Here is a 16,489-nt window from a genome sequence, read left to right on the forward strand (position 1 = left end):
CCGCCGGGCAGCAGCCCGGGGAGGGTCCCCGCGTCGACCGCACCGCGTTCGCCGGCCCGGCGCGGGATCCACGCGAGGCGGGCCCCGGTGCGTTCGGCCAGGGAGGCGGCCGCGGTGAGCCCGCCGGGCACGGCGCCGAGGCGTTCGCCGACGAGCACGACGGCGCCCTCCTGGCCGAGGGCCTCGACGGCGTCGGGGTGCTCGGTCTCCAGCTGGTTGAGCACACGTCCCTCGTCGCCGGGCACGGTCTGCACCAGGGTCCCCCCGGCCTTGCTCAGTCCGAGGGTGGCGTGGGAGGCCACCGAGAACGCCTGGAGCCCGTGTTTGCGGTGCCCCTTACGCAGCCGCAGGAAGACGGTCGGGGACTCGTCCTCGGGATCGAACCCGGCCATGAGCACGGCGGGTGCGGTCTCCAGGGCGGTGAAGTCCACGCCGATCGGGGCGCCGGCCACACGGTTGGCCAGGAACGCGGACTCCTCCTCGGAGGTTCTGCGGGCGCGCATGTCCACGTCGTTGGTGTCCAGGGCCAGGCGCGCGAACTTGGCGTAGGCGTAGGCGTCCTCGAAGGTGAGGCGACCGCCCGCGAGCACGCCCGTGCGGCCGCGGGCGCGGGAGAGGCCGTCGGCGGCGATGCTGACCGCCTCCGACCAGGACGCGAACTCCAGGGCGCGGCTGTCCTCGTCGCGCACCAGCGGCCGGGTGAGCCGGTCGGACTGCGTGGCGTAGGTGAAGGCCCAGCGGCCCTTGTCGCAGTTCCACTCCTCGTTGACCTGCGGGTCGTCGCCGGCCAGGCGGCGGGGGACCTTGCCCCGCCGGTGGTCGGTGCGCTGGGCGCAGCCGCCGGCGCAGTGCTCGCACACGCTGGGGGTGGAGACCAGGTCGAAGGGGCGCGACCGGAACCGGTAGGCGGCGCCGGTGAGCGCTCCGACCGGACAGATCTGCACGGTGTTGCCGGAGAAGTAGGAGTTGAAGGGCTCGTCCCCGGCGATGCCCACCTGCTCCTGGGCACCGCGCTCCATGAGCTCGATGAGGGGGTCGCCGGCGATCTGTGCGGCGAAGCGGGTGCAGCGCGCGCACTGGATGCAGCGTTCCCGGTCGAGCAGGATCTGGCTGGAGAGCGAGATCGGTTTGGGGAAGGTGCGCTTGACGTCGATGAAGCGCGACTCCCCCTGCCCGCTGGACATGGCCTGGTTCTGCAGGGGGCACTCGCCGCCCTTGTCGCAGACGGGGCAGTCCAGCGGGTGGTTGATGAGCAGGAACTCCATGATCCCGCGCTGGGCCTTCTCCGCCACCGCGGAGGTCAGGTGGGTGTTGACCACCATCCCCTCCATGACGGTGATGGTGCAGGAGGCCTGGGGTTTGGGCATGCCCCGGCCGTTTCCCATGTCGGGGACCTCCACCAGGCACTGGCGGCAGGCCCCGACGGGGTCCAGGAGCGGGTGGTCGCAGAACCGGGGGATCTGGATCCCCAGCAGTTCGGCGGCCCGGATCAGCAGGGTGCCCTTGGGGACCTGGATCTGGAACCCGTCGATGGTGACGGTGATCAGGTCCTCCGGAGGCGGGGCCGGTGACGACCCGCCGGTGGTGTTGGAGGTGACGGTCACTGGTTCCCTCCCGTCGTGGTCGCGCGGTCGCCCCAGAGGGTGGACCTGGTGTGGTCGAAGGGGCACCCGCCCTTCTCGTAGTGGTCGACGTACTCCTGGCGGAAGTACTTGATCGATGACATGACGGGGCTCGCGGCGCCGTCGCCCAGCGCACAGAAAGCGCGGCCGAGCAGGTTGTCGCAGATGTCGAGGAGCTTGTCGATGTCGGCCCCGGTGCCCTCGCCGCGCTCCAGGCGGTCCAGCACCTGGACCATCCAGAAGTTGCCCTCGCGGCAGGGGGTGCACTTGCCGCAGGACTCGTGGGCGTAGAAGGCGATCCACCGGCCGACGGCGCGCACGACGCACGTGGTCTCGTCGAAGAGCTGCAGGGCGCGGGTGCCGAGCATGGACCCGGCCTGGCCCACGGACTCGAAGTCGAGCGGGGTGTCGAGGTGCTCGTCCGTGAAGATGGGCGTCGAGGACCCGCCCGGGGTCCAGAACTTGAGTTCGTGCCCGGGCCGCATGCCGCCGGCCATGTCGAGGAGCTCGCGCAGGGTGATGCCGAGCGGGGCCTCGTACTGGCCGGGGTTGGCCACGTGCCCGGACAGCGAGAAGAACCCGAACCCGGCGGACTTCTCGGTGCCCATGGCGGTGAACCACTCGGCCCCGTTGGCCACGATGCCGGGCACGCTGGCGATGGATTCGACGTTGTTGACCACGGTCGGCGAGGCGTACAGCCCGGCCACTGCGGGGAACGGCGGCTTGAGCCGGGGCTGGCCGCGGTAGCCCTCCAGGGAGTCCAGGAGCGCGGTCTCCTCGCCGCAGATGTAGGCGCCGGCGCCGGCGTGCACGACGACCTCGAGGTCGAAGCCGCTGCCGAGCACGTCGCTGCCGAAGATGCCGGCCTCGTACGCCTCGGCGACGGCCCGGCGCAGGCGTCGGACCACGTGGAGGACCTCGCCGCGCACGTAGATGAAGGCCTGGTGGGAACGGATCGCGTACGAGGCGATCGCGATGCCCTCCAGCAGCACGTGCGGGTTGGCGAGCATGAGCGGGACGTCCTTGCAGGTGCCCGGCTCGGACTCGTCGGCGTTGACCACGAGGTAGCGCGGCTTGGGGTTGTCGGCGGGCAGGAAGCCCCACTTCATGCCGGTGGGGAACCCGGCACCGCCGCGGCCGCGCAGACCGGCCTGTTTGACCAGGTCGACGAGGGCGTCGGGGTCGGTGTCCAGGGCCTTGCGCAGGGCCTCGTAGCCGCCGCCGGCCCGGTAGCCCTCGAGCGTGTAGGAGTCCTCGCGGTCCCAGTTCTCGGAAAGGATCGGGGTCAGCGTGGTCACTGCGCACCCCCTTCTTCGTCGGAGGGGCGGGACGGCAGGTCGTCGGGGTCGGGCGCTTCCCATCCCCGCTCGCGCGCGAGCTTCAGACCGGCCAGGGACGGGCCCGAGGCCTGCACCCCCTCACCGCCGCGGCCGTCGTCGAACCCGGCCAGGACCCGGGAGGCCTGCTTCCAGGTGCAGAGGCTCTCCGCACCGCGGGTGGGTGCCACGTCCTTGCCCAGGCGCAGACCGTCGACCAGGTTCCGGGCGGTCTCCGGGGTCTGGTGGTCGAAGAACTCCCAATTGACCATGACAACCGGCGCGAAGTCGCAGGCCGCGTTGCATTCGACGTGCTCCAGGGTGACCTTGCCGTCTTCGGTGGTGCCCCCGTTCTCCAGCTCCAGGTGCTCCTTGAGCGAGGAGTAGATCTCGTCGCCGCCCATGACCGCGCACAGCGTGTTGGTGCAGACGCCGACCTGGTAGTCGCCGCCGGGGCCGCGCCGGTACATCGTGTAGAAGGTCGCGACCGCGTTGACCTCGGCCGCTGTCAGGTCGAGCTGGTCGGCGCAGAACGCCATACCCGCGGTGCTGACGTGCCCCTCCTCGGCCTGCACCAGGTGCAGCAGCGGCAGGAGCGCCGATCGGGCCCGGGGGTAGCGGGAGATGATCTCCTTGGCGTCCGGTTCCAGTCGGGCGACGACCTCGTCGGGGAACCGGTCCGCGCCGGTCCCCGGTGTGTTCTGGTGCTCGCTCACCGGTCCACGCCTCCCATCACCGGGTCGATACTGGCCACGGCGGCGATCACGTCGGCGACCGTCCCGCCCTCGCACAAGGCCGCGACGGCCTGCAGGTGCGTGAAGGAGGGGTCGCGGAAGTGCACGCGGTACGGGCGGGTGCCGCCGTCGCTGACCGCGTGGCAGCCCAGCTCGCCCTTGGCGCTCTCGACCGCCGAGTAGGCCTGGCCCTCGGGGACCCGGAACCCCTCGGTGACCAGCTTGAAGTGGTGGATGAGCGCCTCCATCGAACCGCTCATGATGTGCGCGATGTGGTCGGGCGAGTTCCCGAGGCCGTCGGAGCCGAGCGCGAGCTTGGCCGGCCACCCGATCTTGGCGTCCTCGATCATCACGGGCCCGGGCGTGAGCTTGTCCAGGCACTGCTCGATGATCTTGAGGCTCTCCTCCATCTCCGCCACACGCACGCGGTAGCGGGCGTAGACGTCGCCGCCGTCGGAGACCGGGACGTCGAAGTCGTAGCCCTCGTAACCGCAGTAGGGCTGGGCCTTGCGCAGGTCCCACCCGAGGCCGGAAGCACGCACCATCGGGCCGGTCACGCCCAGGGACATGCAGCCGGCCAGGTTGAGGTGGGCCACGTCCTGGGTGCGGGCGAGGTAGATGGGGTTCTCGTCGAGGAGCTTGCGCATGACCTTGATGCGCTGCGGCATGACCTTGAGCAGCTCCTTGATCTTGCCGACTGCACCGGGCGGAAGATCCTGGGCCACACCGCCGGGCCGCACGTAGGCGTGGTTCATCCGAAGGCCCGTGATGAGCTCGAGGATGTCCAGGCACAGTTCGCGCTCACGGAACCCGTTGGTCATCATCGTGGTCGCGCCGAGCTCCATACCGAAGGTCGCCATGGCCACGAAGTGCGACGCCATCCGGTTGATCTCCATGACCAGGACCCGGATGACGTCGGCGCGGTCGGGGATGCGGTCGGTGATGCCGAGCAGCTTCTCGACCGCGAGGCAGAACGCCGTCTCGTTGAAGAGCGGCGTCAGGTAGTCCATGCGGGTCACGAACGTGGTCCCCTGGGTCCACGTCCGGAACTCCATGTTCTTCTCGATGCCGGTGTGCAGGTAGCCGATCCCGACCCGTGCCTCGGTGCAGGTCTCCCCATCGAGGGTGAGGATCAGGCGGAGCACACCGTGCGTGGAGGGGTGCTGGGGGCCCATGTTGACGACGAGGCGCTCGGCGCTGGTGGCCTGCGCCTTCTCGATGACCTCGTCCCAGTCCCCGCCGGAGGCGTCGATGTAGTCCTCGGTGGTGGTCACGCCGGGGTGCCTCCCTTCTGGCCGGATGCGGTGCTGGCGGTCCGTCGGGTCACTTGTAGGACCTCCGTTCGTCCGGCGGGGGTACGGTCGCGCCCCGGTACTCCACGGGGATCCCGCCCAGCGGGTAGTCCTTGCGCTGGGGGTGGCCGTGCCAGTCGTCGGGCATCTGGATCCGGGTGAGACCGGGGTGGCCGTCGAAGACGATCCCGAAGAAATCCCAGGCCTCGCGCTCGTGCCAGTCGTTGGTCGGGTAGACGGACACGATCGACGGCACGTGCGGGTCGGCGTCGGGGCAGGTCGTCTGCACCCGGATCACGCTGTTGTGGGTGATCGAGCGGAGGTGGTAGACCGCCTTGAGCTCGCGCCCCTCGTGATCGGGGAAGTGCACGCCACTGACGCCGGTGCACAGCTCGTATCGCAGTGCCGGGTCGTCGCGCAGCACCCGGACCAGCTCGAGGAGGGCCTCGCGCCGCACGTGGAAGGTCATCTCACCGTGGGCGACCTCCACCCGTTCGACCGCGTCGCCGCGCTCGCCGAGGGCGGCCTCCAGTGCGTCGGCGACCCGGTCGTAGTCGGCGGTGCGCGGGTCGTCGGGGTCGGAGAAGGGACGGCTGCTCGCCGCGGGAGCGCTCCCCCTCACCCGGAGCCCGCCGTAACCGGACGTGTCGCCGGTCGTGGTCGCCCCGAACATGCCCGTGCGCTTGACGGGCGCGGCCAGGCGTTCGCGTCCCTGGACGGCGGGCAGTTCCTCAGCCTGCTCGTCGCGGTCGCGCTCGTACTCGTTGCTCATGTTCAGTCCTTGTCCACGAGCGGGAGCGAACGGCGCAGCATCCGCTCCTCGGTCTCGGCGATCTCCTGCTCGCGGTGGGCGCCGAGCTTGGTGTTCTGCACCTTGTCGTGCAGCTTGACCACGGCATCCAGGAGCATCTCGGGACGGGGCGGGCAGCCCGGCAGGTACATGTCCACGGGCACCACGTGATCGACGCCCTGGACGATCGCGTAGTTGTTGAACATGCCGCCGCTGGAGGCACACACGCCCATCGCGATGACCCATTTGGGTTCGGGCATCTGGTCGTAGATCTGGCGCAGGACGGGCGCCATCTTCTGGCTGACCCGGCCGGCGACGATCATGAGGTCGGCCTGGCGGGGCGTGGCGCCGAACTTCTCCATGCCGAAGCGGGCGATGTCGTAGTCGGGGCCGCCGGCGGACATCATCTCGATCGCACAGCAGGCCAGACCGAACGTCGCGGGCCACATCGAGCTCTTGCGGGCCAATCCCACGACCTGTTCGACGGTCGTGAGCGCGTACCCGGCGGGCAGTTTCTCTTCGAGTCCCATCAGCGGTCCTCCTCCGGGCCGGTCTGGGGGCGTGTGCCACGGATCGTGGGTGCGTCGGTCAGTCCCATTCGAGGCCTCCGCGGCGCCACTCGTAGGCGTAGGCGATGGAGACGTTCACCAGGAAGAGCACGATCGCGATCAGTCCGAACCAGCCCAGGGCGTCGAAGTGCACGGCCCACGGGATGAGGAAGATGATCTCGATGTCGAAGATGATGAACATCATCGCCGTCATGTAGTACTTCACGGTGAACCGGCCGCCGCCCGCCGGCTGGGGGGTGGGCTCGATGCCGCACTCGTAGGACTGCATCTTGGCGCGGTTGTAGCGCTTCGGCCCGAGGAGGGCCCCGGCGACCATCGACACGACCACGAAGGCGGCGCCGATACCGCCGAGCACGAACAGCGGTGTGTACAGCTCCACCGTCAGCCTCCTTCGGACTGGCGCTCGCCCGAGGGCCTCCGAGCGCTTGTGATTGCGTTCACTTGCACGGGTTCTTCTCTGGTTCGTCCCGTCGGCGACTGGGGCCCGGGGCGGGGGCGGCCCACCCCGGGAACGGACTCGGCTCGACTCAGGCGGTCGGCGCGATCTTCGAGAGGCCGTTGATGACGCGGTCCATCGCGTCGCCGTTGTCCGGCTCGGTGAGGTTGGCCATCATCTTCAGGCCGAACTTCATGAGGGTGCGCTGGCGGAGGCCGTACTTGGTCGCGTACTTCATGAAGTCGGGCTGGCCGATGACCTTCACGAAGTAACGGCCGAGCGTGTAGTAGCCGCCGTAGGTCTGGCGGAGCACCTCGGGGTAGCGCAGGAGCGCCCGCTCGCGGGTCTGCTGCGTGGGGCGCCCGTGCGCCTGCACGACCACATCGGCGGCGATGCGCCCTGCCTCCATGGCGTAGGCGATGCCCTCGCCGTTGAAGGGGTTGACCATGCCGCCGGCGTCGCCGACGAGCATGAGTCCGCGCGCGTAGTGCGGCACCCGGTTGAAGCCCATGGGCAGGGCGGCTCCGCGCACGTTGCCGCGCTGGTTCTCCGCCGTGAAGCCCCACTCCTCCGGCATGGACTCGGTCCACCGGCGCAGGAGCTTGCGGTAGTCCACGTCCTGGAAGGACGCGGTGGAGTTGAGGATGCCCAGGCCGACGTTGCTGGTGCCGTCGCCGACGCCGAAGACCCAGCCGTAACCGGGTAGCAGCACGTCCTTGTCACCGCTTCGGTCCCACAGTTCCAGCCACGCCTCGAGGAAGTCGTCGTCGTGGCGCGGGCTCTCGAAGTAGGTGCGTACGGCCACGCCCATGGGGCGGTCGTCGCGCTTGCGGATACCCATGGCCACGGACAGGCGGGAGGAGTTGCCGTCGGCGGCGATCACGAGCGGGGCGCGGAAGCTCACCGGCTCGCGGTCGGCGTTCTTCGCGTTCACGCCGATGATGCGGTTGCTGCGCTCGTCCATGACAGGGCCGGTGACGTTGGTGCGCTCCAACAGCTTGGCACCGGCGTGCACGGCGCGGTCGACCAGGATCTGGTCGAAGTCGTAGCGGGTGCGCACGAGCCCGAAACCCGGGTATTCAGCCAGGTCGGGCCAGGGGAGTTCCAGGCGTGCCCCGGAGCCGACCAGGCGCAGGCCGTGGTTCCTGACCCACCCCTCGTCCTCGAACGTGACGCCCATGGCGGTGAGCTGCTTGACGGCCCTCGGTGTCAGCCCGTCGCCGCAGACCTTCTCGCGGGGGAAGGAGGTCTTCTCCAGGAGGAGGACGTCCATCCCGGCCTGGGCCAGGTAGTAGGCGGTCGTGGCGCCGGAGGGGCCGGCCCCGACGACGATGGCGTCGGCGTCGTATGCGATCCGCTCCCGGCCTCTGGGAGCGGAGGTGGCTGTCTCACTCACGGGTTTGGTCCTCGGCTGCTCGCGGGGATGCTGCGCGGCGGCCCGCTGCGGGGTTGCGGGCGTGCCACTCGGGGTGCTGTATCCGGTTGGGGACGTTCGGCATGCCCGATATGGGAAGTATGGGCCGCGTCTCCAGGTCTTGTGAAGGACTTCACAAACCTCTTTTCCGAAGTCTAGACCACTCCTGACCCACAAAGCGAACCCCAGGGGGTATGAAGAACGCGCTATACACAATCTCCCCATCCACCGCAGTTGCTCCCACCAGGAACGAATCCGCCATTACGGGACAGACATGCGGATCAGGTTTGTTTCAGGCACATCGGGCCCCAGGCAGCCACCCCCGGAGACACAAAAACCCCGAGGAAGAGGACCTTCCTCGGGGTGCGCGGGGCCTTCGGCCCGCCGAGCCCCTACGCAACGTGCGGGGACTTCATGTTCTTCTATGCACGATCATGCATAAGTGCGTGCAATGTCGGATTTTACTCGTCGCGGAAGCCCCGGTGCATGGCCACGATCCCCGTGGACAGGTTGCGCCAGGCCACCCGGGACCAACCGGCAGCCTGCAGACGTCGTGCCAGCTCGTGCTGCTTGGGCCAGGCCATGATCGACTCGGACAGGTAGTCGTAGGACTCCCCGCGCCCGGACACGAAGCCCGCGATCTTGGGCAGCGCGCCCATCAGGTAAGTGGCGTAGAGCTTGTCGACGAACTCCACAGGGATGTGACTGAACTCGCAGATGACCATGCGCCCGCCGGGCTTGGTCACGCGGCGCAGTTCGCGCAGGGCCTGGTCGACGTCGGCGACGTTGCGCAGGCCGAAGGAGATCGTCACGGCGTCGAAGGTCTCGTCGGCGAAGGGCAGGTGGAGGGCGTCTCCGGCCACGAAGGTCACACCCGCGCGGGAGGCGCCGCCGCGGCGCTCCACACCGGTGCGGAGCATGCCGAGCGAGAAGTCGCAGGCGATCACCCGGGCGCCCCCGGCCGCGATGGACTCCGAGGAGGTTCCGGTCCCCGCGGCCAGATCGAGGACCAGCTCGCCGCTCTGCGCGTCGACCGCGTTGACCACGGACTTGCGCCAGAGGCGGTCCTGGCCGAGCGAGATGACGTCGTTGACGAGGTCGTAGTTCTCAGCGATGCCGTCGAACATCGCCGCGACGTCCTGGGGCTTCTTGTCGAGCTTGGCGCGGGTCATGGACCAAGACTAAAGGGCCCTCGAGCACGCCCCGACCCAGCCCGCCTGTGAACGGGGCGGGGCAACAGCAACAGGAACGACCCAGGCGTCGCGACCCTTTCCTGCATATCCTGAACTGAACAACACAGGACACACGAGTAACACGGCAAACCGATTCCCCCTCACCCAAGACTTCTTGGCCAATAAGTCTTGGCCAACCGACGCCGTGGCCGCGCTCGCGCTCCTCGGCGTCCCCCTGCTGCACACCGCCGGCCTGTTGTCCTTCCCGGTACTCCTGGTCCTGGTACTCCTCGTGGGCCTGTCCACCGGGCCGGCCGAGGCTGCCGGCTGCCGCGGGTGGCGGGGATCGTCACCGCCCTGCTGATCACCGGGGCGCCGCGCCTGCTGGTGCTCACCCTCGACGTTCCGCTCTGGACGGTGCTCGTGATCTGGGGGGTGAACGGGTTCGGGAGCGGGTTCCTCAACCCGGTCCTGTCCGTGGTGGTCCTGGAACGCCTGCCCAGGCACGTGGTCGGACGCGGCATGTCGATGCTCGGCGCGATCCCCGGCTGGGCACCCCGCTCGGGACCTCCGTGCTGGGTGCCCTGGTGGGGCTGCTGGGGACCGCTCCGGTACTGGCGGCCTCTGCCGCGGTCTACCTTCTGGTTGCATCGGTCCCGGCGCACCACCGCATCAGGGCCGGTGTCCGGCGGCCCTCCCGCGAGGACGGCGGTGGCTCCCCCGGTGAGGACGAGGGCGCCGGGAACGACGAAGACCCGGCCGGGCCACCGCTGACCGGCCGGGCCGGGTGAGGCCTCGGGAGAAAGGGGCTCAGACGTCCTTGGCCTCGGCCTCACGAGCATTCTCGGGCAGGAGCCGGGCTCGTTCCCCGGCCTCGCCCTTCGCCTCCGTCTCGGCGCTCTCATCGCCTCCGGCGGCGGTCTGCCCCTGGCCGACCTGGGCGGAATCGGCGGGGCCGACCGCCTCGGCGGGCGTCTCGGCCTGCTGGGGCTCCTCCGCGGCCTCCTGCAGGTGGTCCTCGCGCGAGGCGGCGTCCTCGAGGCGGTCGCCCAGCCGGTTGCCCCGGCGCTGCTCGCTGCGCTCCACGATCTTCTGCGAGATCTGGTCGCGCCACTTGGACAGCAGTACGTAGGAGGCCAGGCCGCTGATGACCCAGGCCAGGATCAGTGCGATCCACGAACGGGCACCGAAGAGGTAGACGATCCCGAACGCACCCGCGAAGAGTCCGAGCCGGGCCGCGGTGTAGGTCAGCCAGCTACGCATCAAAAAGCCTCACAACAGACGATTGCCTGGACTAGATTGGTCGCCACGCCCCCGAAGTGCCGCGTGGTCGGCTCCGCGGGCCGTGCCCGGTTCCGCAGTGGCGCCCTGATGTCCTCCGACCAGGTTAAGGGGAGGCCGCCGACACACGGCACCAGGTCGGGGTGGTCTGGGTCGCAACTGTGTGCGCGGCGGAAACGGTTCTGGATTCACAAAGACATGGGATGTTTCCAATCCAGACAGCCGGGTGAGAACATCACGTTCCGGTCACATATCCGGTACTCCTCCCCCCATCACCGCAATTTCTCCGAAAACTAGGGAGGAAACGGACCGACTCGTGCACACTAGGGGATCAAACGCCCGCCTCCCTCAGACTCCAAGGCGGGCACGATTGGGGGAATGTGAAGGTGGAACGAGCGAACGAACGCCTGTTGACCCCCGGGGAAGTGGCCTCACTCTTCCGGGTTGATCCCAAGACCGTGACTCGCTGGGCCGCCTCGGGGCGGATCAGCAGCATCCGCACCCCCGGCGGACACCGCCGTTTCCGCGAATCGGAGGTGCGCTCGCTGCTGCTCGGAGAACCGAGCGAGAGCACACGCTGAGGGCGCTGAGCACCACTTCACCCCCGGCCGTGACACCGGCAACCGCACGGCACCCCCCGTGTCGGAGAAGCGTCGGCAAGATACGCTTGGGGCATGCTGTGGCTCGGTGGCCTGATCACGTTCGCAACGATCGTTCTGTGGGTGTATGCGTTCTTCGACGCCCTGACGACACCCACGCGAGAGATCCGGAACCTGCCCAAGATCCTGTGGATGGTCGTGATCGTGCTGTTCCCGGCCGTCGGAGCGATCCTGTGGCTGTTCCTGGGTCGCCCACCACGGTCCGAGCCCGCCCAGGGCGGCGAACCCGCCCAGAGCGACCTCGGACGCTCGGCGGACGACCTCGACCCGTCAGACTTCGCCCGGCCCTCGGACCCCTCGCGGCCCCTGGGACCGGACGACGATCCCGAGTTCCTGCGCAACCTCGACCGGCGTATCGACCCGGACGAGTGACCGCGACCGCGCTCGAGTGAGACCGTCCGGGGGCCGCCCCGGACGCGCCGAGGGCCGGACCAGGCAGTGCGCCGGGTCCGGCCCTCGATGCGTCCGCGTCCGTCCGGGGCCGCCCCGCGAGCGGCCCCGGACGGGTCAGGCGTAGGAGTGCAGTCCGCTGAACATGTAGTTCACGGCGAAGAAGTTGAACATGATCGAGACGAAGCCGATCACGTTGATCCACGTCGCCTTCCGGCCGCGCCAGCCGCCGGTTGCCCGCGCGTGGAGGTAGGCCGCGTAGATCACCCAGGAGATGAAGGACCAGACCTCCTTGGGGTCCCAGCCCCAGAAACGGCCCCAGGCCTCGTCCGCCCAGACCGCCCCGGCGATGATGCCGAAGGTCCACAGCGGGAACGCGAACAGGATCATGCGGTGCGAGATGCGGTCCAGCAGCTCGGAGCTGGGCAGGCTCCCGGCCACACCGGTCACGACCTGGCCCGCTGCCCGCTTGGCCTCGGACCGGTGGGCGATGAGGTAGGTGATACCGGCGGCACCGGAGACCATGAACGCGCCGCCCGCCAGGATCGTGGCGGTCACGTGGATCGGCACCCAGTAGGACTGCAGCGCCGGGATCAGCGGGCCCGGGTCGACGTAGAGCCAGCGCACACCGATCCCGAGCAGGATCACCACGGGCACCAGTACGAACGCGCCGAGGAAGCGCGCCTGGTACTGCCAGGCGGCGTAGAGGAACGCGCCGACGGCGACCAGGCACATCGCCACGACGAACTCGAACATGTTGCCCCACGGCCACCGGTCGGCGGCCAGACCGCGGGTGATGATCTGGGCCAGGCTCAGCAGGAAACCGAGCGCGGTGACGGCCAGGGCGATCTTGCCGAGGACGTTCTGCGAGGCCGACGCCTCGCCCTCGTCGGTACGGACGTTGACGCGGATGTCGTCGCCGCCCTCACCGCTGTTCTCGGCGCCCACGCTCACGGGCATGAGCTTGCCGGACTTGAGCTTGGTACGGCGGCCGTAGGCGGCCTCGATGGCGAAGAGGAACAGCGCGGCCGCGTAGACGACGATCATCGCGATGATGAGCGTGTCACTGGCCGAGGCCATCGACTCGTTCGCTGGTCCGGCGAGTGTGTACGTCACCGGTCACTCCCTCGTGTTCGTCGACTCTGGAGGGTCGGTCGGGTTGGGAACGTTGTCGTCCGACCCGTCGCTGCGGAGCCGGGCGGCAAGCCTGGTGGTGAGTTCGTGGAACTCCTGGTTGTTGGCGGCGACCTCGGTCTTGCCCAGCCCCGCCAGGACGACCTCGGTACGGCCGTCCTCGCGTTCGGCTGCGCGCACCCAGACGCGGCGCGGGCGGACGAACAGGGTCAGCATCAGGCCGACGACCATGGAGACCGCGGCCCCCAGCGCGAAGGGGCGCGCCCCATCGCGGTTGGCCTGGAGGCTGACGAACTCGCTGTAGCCGCTGAAGGTGATGGAGCCGGCGTCGTCGGGCAGCTCCCAGGTGTCGCCCATCTCCATGACGGGGGACTCGCCGATCTGCTCCATCCCCTCGGTCTGGAGCTGGTAGACGGACTGGGGCTCGTGCATGCCCAGGTCGCCCTCGAAGGCCTCCAGGGTGACCATGGGGTTCTCCGCACCCGGGAAGGACGAGACGAGCTCGCCCTCCTGGTCCTCCATCGCGGTCGGGAGGAACACGGACGTGAAGCCGAGCTCCTCGCCGCCGGTGTCGGGGACCTTGATGACTCCGTCCGAGGTGAAGCTCATGGTGTCGCGGTACAGGAACGGAACCGCCTGGTCGAAGACGACGTCGCCCTCGGCGTTGCGCACCTCGAACTCGGGGGCGTAGCCGTGGCCGAGCAGGTAGACCTGCACTCCGTCGACGCTGAGCGGTTCGTTGACCTCGAGCTCGTGGGTCTGCTCCTCTGCCTCCGGGGACTCCCGGTAGGTGATGTCCGCGGTGTAGGAGTCGGCCTGGCCGCGCAGATCGCCGTCCTCGAGGAAGGTCGCGTCGAAGTTGTCGAGATGGAGCGTGAACGGCTCCATCTGATCGGTGTCGGTCCAGTGCCCGGGGTAGATGGCGTCGTAGGCGGGCAACGTGTTCGCGAAACCGTCGCCCTCGACCATGAGCATGTTGCCGCGGTAGCCGAAGAACGCGCCGGCCGCCAGGGCGAGGAGCAGGGCGATGAGAGCGACGTGGAAGAACACGTTGCCGGCCTCCCGCATGTACCCCGTCTCGCCGGAGACCGAGTTGCCGTAACGCTCCATGCGGTAGCCCTTGAGCACCGAGCGGGCCTGCTCGAGCACGGTGTCGGGGGCGGCGTCGGTGCTGAAGGTCGCCGCGTACGGCATGCGCTGCAGGTTCTTGGGCGTGCGCACCGGGCGCGACCGCAGCGCCTTGGCGTGCGTGATGGCCCGCGGGATCACACAACCGGTCAGCGAGACGAACAGGAGCAGGTAGATCGCCGCGTACCAGGGCGAGGAGAAGACGTCGAAGAGGTAGAGGCTGTCCAGGACCGGGGCCAGGCCGGGGTTCTCCCGGAAGTACTGGTCCACCTCGTCGACGCTGACCACGTTCTGCGGCAGGATCGAGCCGGGGATCGCGCCGACCGCGAGCAGGAACAGCAGGATCAGCGCGGTGCGCATCGACGTGAGGATGCGCCAGGCCCAGCGCAGCCAGCCGGTCAGGCCGAGCCCCTTGGGCTTGTTCTCGGGCGCACCGCCGGGTTCCGGGGGCGCCTCGGACGTGGTCGTGGTCATCAAATCACCGTCTGGAAGTCTGCGGCCCACTGCTGCATGACGATCGTCAGTTCGGTCCACAGACCGCTGACCATCATGAGGCCGACGAGGACGAGCATGAGGCCACCGGCGACGGTGACCGTACGCGTGTGCCGCCTGAGCCAGGCGAAGGCGCCGAGGGCGCGCCGGTAGGCCAGCGCCGCCAGGACGAACGGCAGGCCCAGGCCGATGCAGTAGAACAGCGACAGCAGCATGCCGCGTCCGGCCCCGCCCTCGACGAAGGCCAGGCTCTGCACCGCGGCCAGGGTCGGACCGATACAGGGGGTCCACCCGAGCCCGAAGAGGACACCGAGCAACGGGGCACCGGCGAGCCCGGCCTTGGGCAGCCAGGTGAAGCGGAACTGGCGTGCGAACCCGGGCACGAGCCCCATGAAGGCCAGGCCCAGGACGATGGTGAGTGCACCCAGGACCCGCGTGATGGGGTCGGTGTACTCGATGAAGAGGTCGCCGAGCCAGCCGATGAACCCGCCCACGGCCACGAACACGACCGTGAACCCTGCGATGAACAGGGCGCTGCCGGTGACCATGGTCCACCGGCGGGTGGTGAGCACGGCGTCGACCTCGGCGGCGGTCGCGGTTCCGCCTCCGCTGCCGCCGACGTCGCCGGAGGAGCTCTTGACCTGCGTTCCGCTCATGCCGGTGACGTAGGAGAGGTAACCGGGAACGAGCGGGAGAACGCACGGGGAGAGGAAGGAGACCAGCCCGGCGGCCAGTGCGAGAGGTGCTGCGAGCAGGAGGGATCCGGTCAGGACCGTGGTGCCGATCGGATCCATCAGTCGGAGTCCTCGGCGTCACCGTCGTCGGAGCCCTCGTCCTCCGCCGCGTCGCCGTCGTCCTCGGCCTCTTCCTCGACCTCTTCCTCGGCCTCCTGCTCGGCCACGCGGGGCCGGTCCTCGGGGTCGCCGAAGTCGAACTCGGTGACGATCGGGTTCAGCAGGTCGGTGAGCTGGCCGTACGTGGTCGGGCCGATGACGCGCGCAGCGATGTCGCCCTCGGGGTCGATGACCAGGGTGCTGGGGATCGCGCGCGGCGGGACGGTTTCCCGGAAGGCCTGCGAGACCTCGCCGGGCTGGTCGTAGAGGCTCGGGTAGGCCACGTCCTTGTCCGCCGTGTAGGCCTCGGCCGCGGTGCGGTTGTCCTTGATGTTCACACCGAGGAAGTCCACTCCGAGCCCGGTGTACTCCTCGTGCACCTCGTCGAGCACGGGCTGTTCGGTCCGGCAGGGCCCGCACCAGCTCGCCCAGACGTTGATGACGAGGATTTCGCCCTCGTAGTCGCTCAGTGCGACGTCCTCGTCATCGAAGGTCGTGCCCTCGACGTCTGGGGCGGGGTCGCGCTCGCCCGCGTCGAACACGGTCGCGCTGCCGTCGCCGGCGATGAAGCGGTCATCCTCCCCGCCGGCCTCGACCTCCGTCCCGCCGGCGCATCCGGACAGGACGAGAGCGGCGGGGGGCACGNCACCGGTTCTGGTTCTGCGCATCGAGCGGACCTCGCGAACGGGGTGTGAACAGGACTGACTACAACAACGACAAAGTGTAGTAGACGTCCTGGCGAAGCCGGATCCACCCCGGCGCAAGTGGTGAGGGCCCGTCGGAACGGGTGCCCGCAGCCGTGTCGTACGGCGCGGGGAGAGTGGAGGGGGAACCGCGGGAAGGGGCGGTGTGTGGGGTTACACCGCCCCTGATCGTCGCGGGGTCGGCCGCCGAGGCCCGGACGCACACGTCGTCCTGCCCCGGCCGACCAGCCGGTCAACCAGCCTCGACGAAAGCCTCGCGGAGGTAGTCGTGCACGGCCCGCTCGGGCACCCGGTAGGAACGACCCACACGAATCGCGGGGAGGTCCCTGGAGTGCACCATTCGGTAAACGGTCATCTTGGACACACGCATGATCGTGGCGACCTCCGCCACGGTCAAGAACCTGACCTCGTCGAGAGGCAGCTTGCTCCCGTTCATCTTCCGACGCCCTCATTCCCGGACGTGAACATTTGTCTACCGTTCGACCCGGCGACAGCGGCGGACGGGCGACCCCGGTACGTCCCC

At 69.2% G+C, this 16,489-nt stretch carries 19 protein-coding genes; 4 read left to right on the top strand and 15 right to left on the bottom strand.

Annotated features, from left to right (window positions below):
• The 9 genes from D474_RS0111765 to D474_RS0111805 form a co-directional block, all read right to left on the bottom strand.
• Window positions 1-1,604: NADH-quinone oxidoreductase subunit G (locus D474_RS0111765; RefSeq protein ID WP_017613766.1), on the bottom strand; the 1,604-nt coding region annotated here is incomplete at its 3' end.
• Window positions 1,601-2,920, bottom strand: a complete 1,320-nt coding sequence (gene nuoF / locus D474_RS0111770; RefSeq protein WP_017613767.1) for an NADH-quinone oxidoreductase subunit NuoF — start codon at window positions 2,918-2,920, stop codon at window positions 1,601-1,603. The genes D474_RS0111765 and nuoF, both read right to left, overlap by 4 nt.
• Window positions 2,917-3,654, bottom strand: a complete 738-nt coding sequence (gene nuoE / locus D474_RS0111775; RefSeq protein WP_017613768.1) for an NADH-quinone oxidoreductase subunit NuoE — start codon at window positions 3,652-3,654, stop codon at window positions 2,917-2,919. Before nuoE ends, nuoF begins: the two co-directional genes overlap by 4 nt.
• Entirely contained in the window at window positions 3,651-4,946 is a 1,296-nt protein-coding gene (locus D474_RS0111780) for an NADH-quinone oxidoreductase subunit D (RefSeq protein ID WP_017613769.1), read from the bottom strand. Before D474_RS0111780 ends, nuoE begins: the two co-directional genes overlap by 4 nt.
• A 49-nt stretch (window positions 4,947-4,995) precedes the next feature.
• Window positions 4,996-5,736 carry an NADH-quinone oxidoreductase subunit C gene (locus D474_RS0111785; RefSeq protein ID WP_017613770.1) on the bottom strand — a complete coding sequence of 247 codons (741 nt, stop codon included), beginning with the start codon at window positions 5,734-5,736 and terminating at the stop codon, window positions 4,996-4,998.
• 2 nt (window positions 5,737-5,738) lie between these two features.
• Complete coding sequence (locus tag D474_RS0111790; protein ID WP_017613771.1) at window positions 5,739-6,284, bottom strand: NuoB/complex I 20 kDa subunit family protein; 546 nt, start codon at window positions 6,282-6,284, stop codon at window positions 5,739-5,741.
• A gap of 58 nt (window positions 6,285-6,342) precedes the next feature.
• Window positions 6,343-6,702, bottom strand: coding sequence for an NADH-quinone oxidoreductase subunit A (locus D474_RS0111795; RefSeq protein ID WP_017613772.1), 360 nt, complete (start codon window positions 6,700-6,702; stop codon window positions 6,343-6,345).
• 148 nt (window positions 6,703-6,850) lie between these two features.
• Entirely contained in the window at window positions 6,851-8,155 is a 1,305-nt protein-coding gene (locus D474_RS0111800; protein ID WP_017613773.1) for a geranylgeranyl reductase family protein, read from the bottom strand.
• A gap of 479 nt (window positions 8,156-8,634) precedes the next feature.
• Window positions 8,635-9,345 carry a demethylmenaquinone methyltransferase gene (locus D474_RS0111805; RefSeq protein ID WP_017613774.1) on the bottom strand — a complete coding sequence of 237 codons (711 nt, stop codon included), beginning with the start codon at window positions 9,343-9,345 and terminating at the stop codon, window positions 8,635-8,637.
• Window positions 9,346-9,520: 175 nt separating this feature from the next.
• On the opposite strand from D474_RS0111805, the gene D474_RS32685 reads away from it, so the two are divergent.
• On the top strand, window positions 9,521-9,709 hold the full coding sequence (locus D474_RS32685) for a hypothetical protein (RefSeq protein ID WP_193373999.1): 189 nt from the start codon (window positions 9,521-9,523) through the stop codon (window positions 9,707-9,709).
• A gap of 208 nt (window positions 9,710-9,917) precedes the next feature.
• Complete coding sequence (locus tag D474_RS32690) at window positions 9,918-10,136, top strand: hypothetical protein (protein WP_017613776.1); 219 nt, start codon at window positions 9,918-9,920, stop codon at window positions 10,134-10,136.
• A gap of 19 nt (window positions 10,137-10,155) precedes the next feature.
• On the opposite strand, the gene D474_RS0111820 is transcribed toward D474_RS32690, so the two are convergent.
• On the bottom strand, window positions 10,156-10,608 hold the full coding sequence (locus D474_RS0111820; protein ID WP_017613777.1) for a DUF4229 domain-containing protein: 453 nt from the start codon (window positions 10,606-10,608) through the stop codon (window positions 10,156-10,158).
• 398 nt (window positions 10,609-11,006) lie between these two features.
• On the opposite strand from D474_RS0111820, the gene D474_RS0111825 reads away from it, so the two are divergent.
• Both D474_RS0111825 and D474_RS0111830 read left to right on the top strand, forming a co-directional pair.
• Window positions 11,007-11,207 (top strand): BldC family transcriptional regulator, encoded by a 201-nt coding sequence (locus D474_RS0111825; RefSeq protein WP_017613778.1) that lies wholly within the window; start codon window positions 11,007-11,009, stop codon window positions 11,205-11,207.
• 93 nt (window positions 11,208-11,300) lie between these two features.
• The gene (locus D474_RS0111830; protein ID WP_017613779.1) at window positions 11,301-11,657 is read left to right on the top strand and encodes a PLD nuclease N-terminal domain-containing protein; all 357 of its coding nucleotides are present in this window, start codon (window positions 11,301-11,303) and stop codon (window positions 11,655-11,657) included.
• Window positions 11,658-11,792: 135 nt separating this feature from the next.
• Here D474_RS0111830 and ccsB read toward each other — a convergent pair whose 3' ends face one another.
• The 5 genes from ccsB to D474_RS0111855 form a co-directional block, all read right to left on the bottom strand.
• Window positions 11,793-12,791, bottom strand: a complete 999-nt coding sequence (gene ccsB, locus D474_RS0111835) for a c-type cytochrome biogenesis protein CcsB (protein WP_026118407.1) — start codon at window positions 12,789-12,791, stop codon at window positions 11,793-11,795.
• A 3-nt stretch (window positions 12,792-12,794) separates the two neighbouring features.
• Entirely contained in the window at window positions 12,795-14,411 is a 1,617-nt protein-coding gene (gene resB / locus D474_RS0111840) for a cytochrome c biogenesis protein ResB (protein ID WP_017613781.1), read from the bottom strand.
• Window positions 14,411-15,223 (bottom strand): cytochrome c biogenesis CcdA family protein, encoded by an 813-nt coding sequence (locus D474_RS0111845; RefSeq protein ID WP_017613782.1) that lies wholly within the window; start codon window positions 15,221-15,223, stop codon window positions 14,411-14,413. The genes resB and D474_RS0111845 overlap by 1 nt, the downstream gene beginning before the upstream one ends.
• Window positions 15,223-15,930: a TlpA family protein disulfide reductase gene (locus D474_RS0111850; protein WP_017613783.1), complete on the bottom strand. Its 708-nt coding sequence runs from the start codon at window positions 15,928-15,930 to the stop codon at window positions 15,223-15,225. Before D474_RS0111850 ends, D474_RS0111845 begins: the two co-directional genes overlap by 1 nt.
• 268 nt (window positions 15,931-16,198) lie before the next feature.
• Window positions 16,199-16,402 (bottom strand): helix-turn-helix domain-containing protein, encoded by a 204-nt coding sequence (locus D474_RS0111855; RefSeq protein ID WP_017575831.1) that lies wholly within the window; start codon window positions 16,400-16,402, stop codon window positions 16,199-16,201.
• Window positions 16,403-16,489: the final 87 nt, after the last annotated feature.

It is taken from the genome of Nocardiopsis salina YIM 90010 (assembly GCF_000341025.1).
Lineage (GTDB): Bacteria > Actinomycetota > Actinomycetes > Streptosporangiales > Streptosporangiaceae > Nocardiopsis > Nocardiopsis salina.

What these genes read in the sequence shown, in the direction of transcription:
- D474_RS0111820 (WP_017613777.1), bottom strand. Translation starts at nt 10,608, where the DNA reads ATGCGTAGCTGGCTGACCTACACCGCGGCCCGGCTCGGACTCTTCGCG.
- D474_RS0111855 (WP_017575831.1), bottom strand. Translation starts at nt 16,402, where the DNA reads ATGAACGGGAGCAAGCTGCCTCTCGACGAGGTCAGGTTCTTGACCGTG.
- D474_RS0111830 (WP_017613779.1), top strand. Translation starts at nt 11,301, where the DNA reads ATGCTGTGGCTCGGTGGCCTGATCACGTTCGCAACGATCGTTCTGTGG.
- D474_RS0111805 (WP_017613774.1), bottom strand. Translation starts at nt 9,345, where the DNA reads ATGACCCGCGCCAAGCTCGACAAGAAGCCCCAGGACGTCGCGGCGATG.
- resB (WP_017613781.1), bottom strand. Translation starts at nt 14,411, where the DNA reads ATGACCACGACCACGTCCGAGGCGCCCCCGGAACCCGGCGGTGCGCCC.
- D474_RS0111845 (WP_017613782.1), bottom strand. Translation starts at nt 15,223, where the DNA reads ATGGATCCGATCGGCACCACGGTCCTGACCGGATCCCTCCTGCTCGCA.
- D474_RS0111790 (WP_017613771.1), bottom strand. Translation starts at nt 6,284, where the DNA reads ATGGGACTCGAAGAGAAACTGCCCGCCGGGTACGCGCTCACGACCGTC.
- D474_RS0111785 (WP_017613770.1), bottom strand. Translation starts at nt 5,736, where the DNA reads ATGAGCAACGAGTACGAGCGCGACCGCGACGAGCAGGCTGAGGAACTG.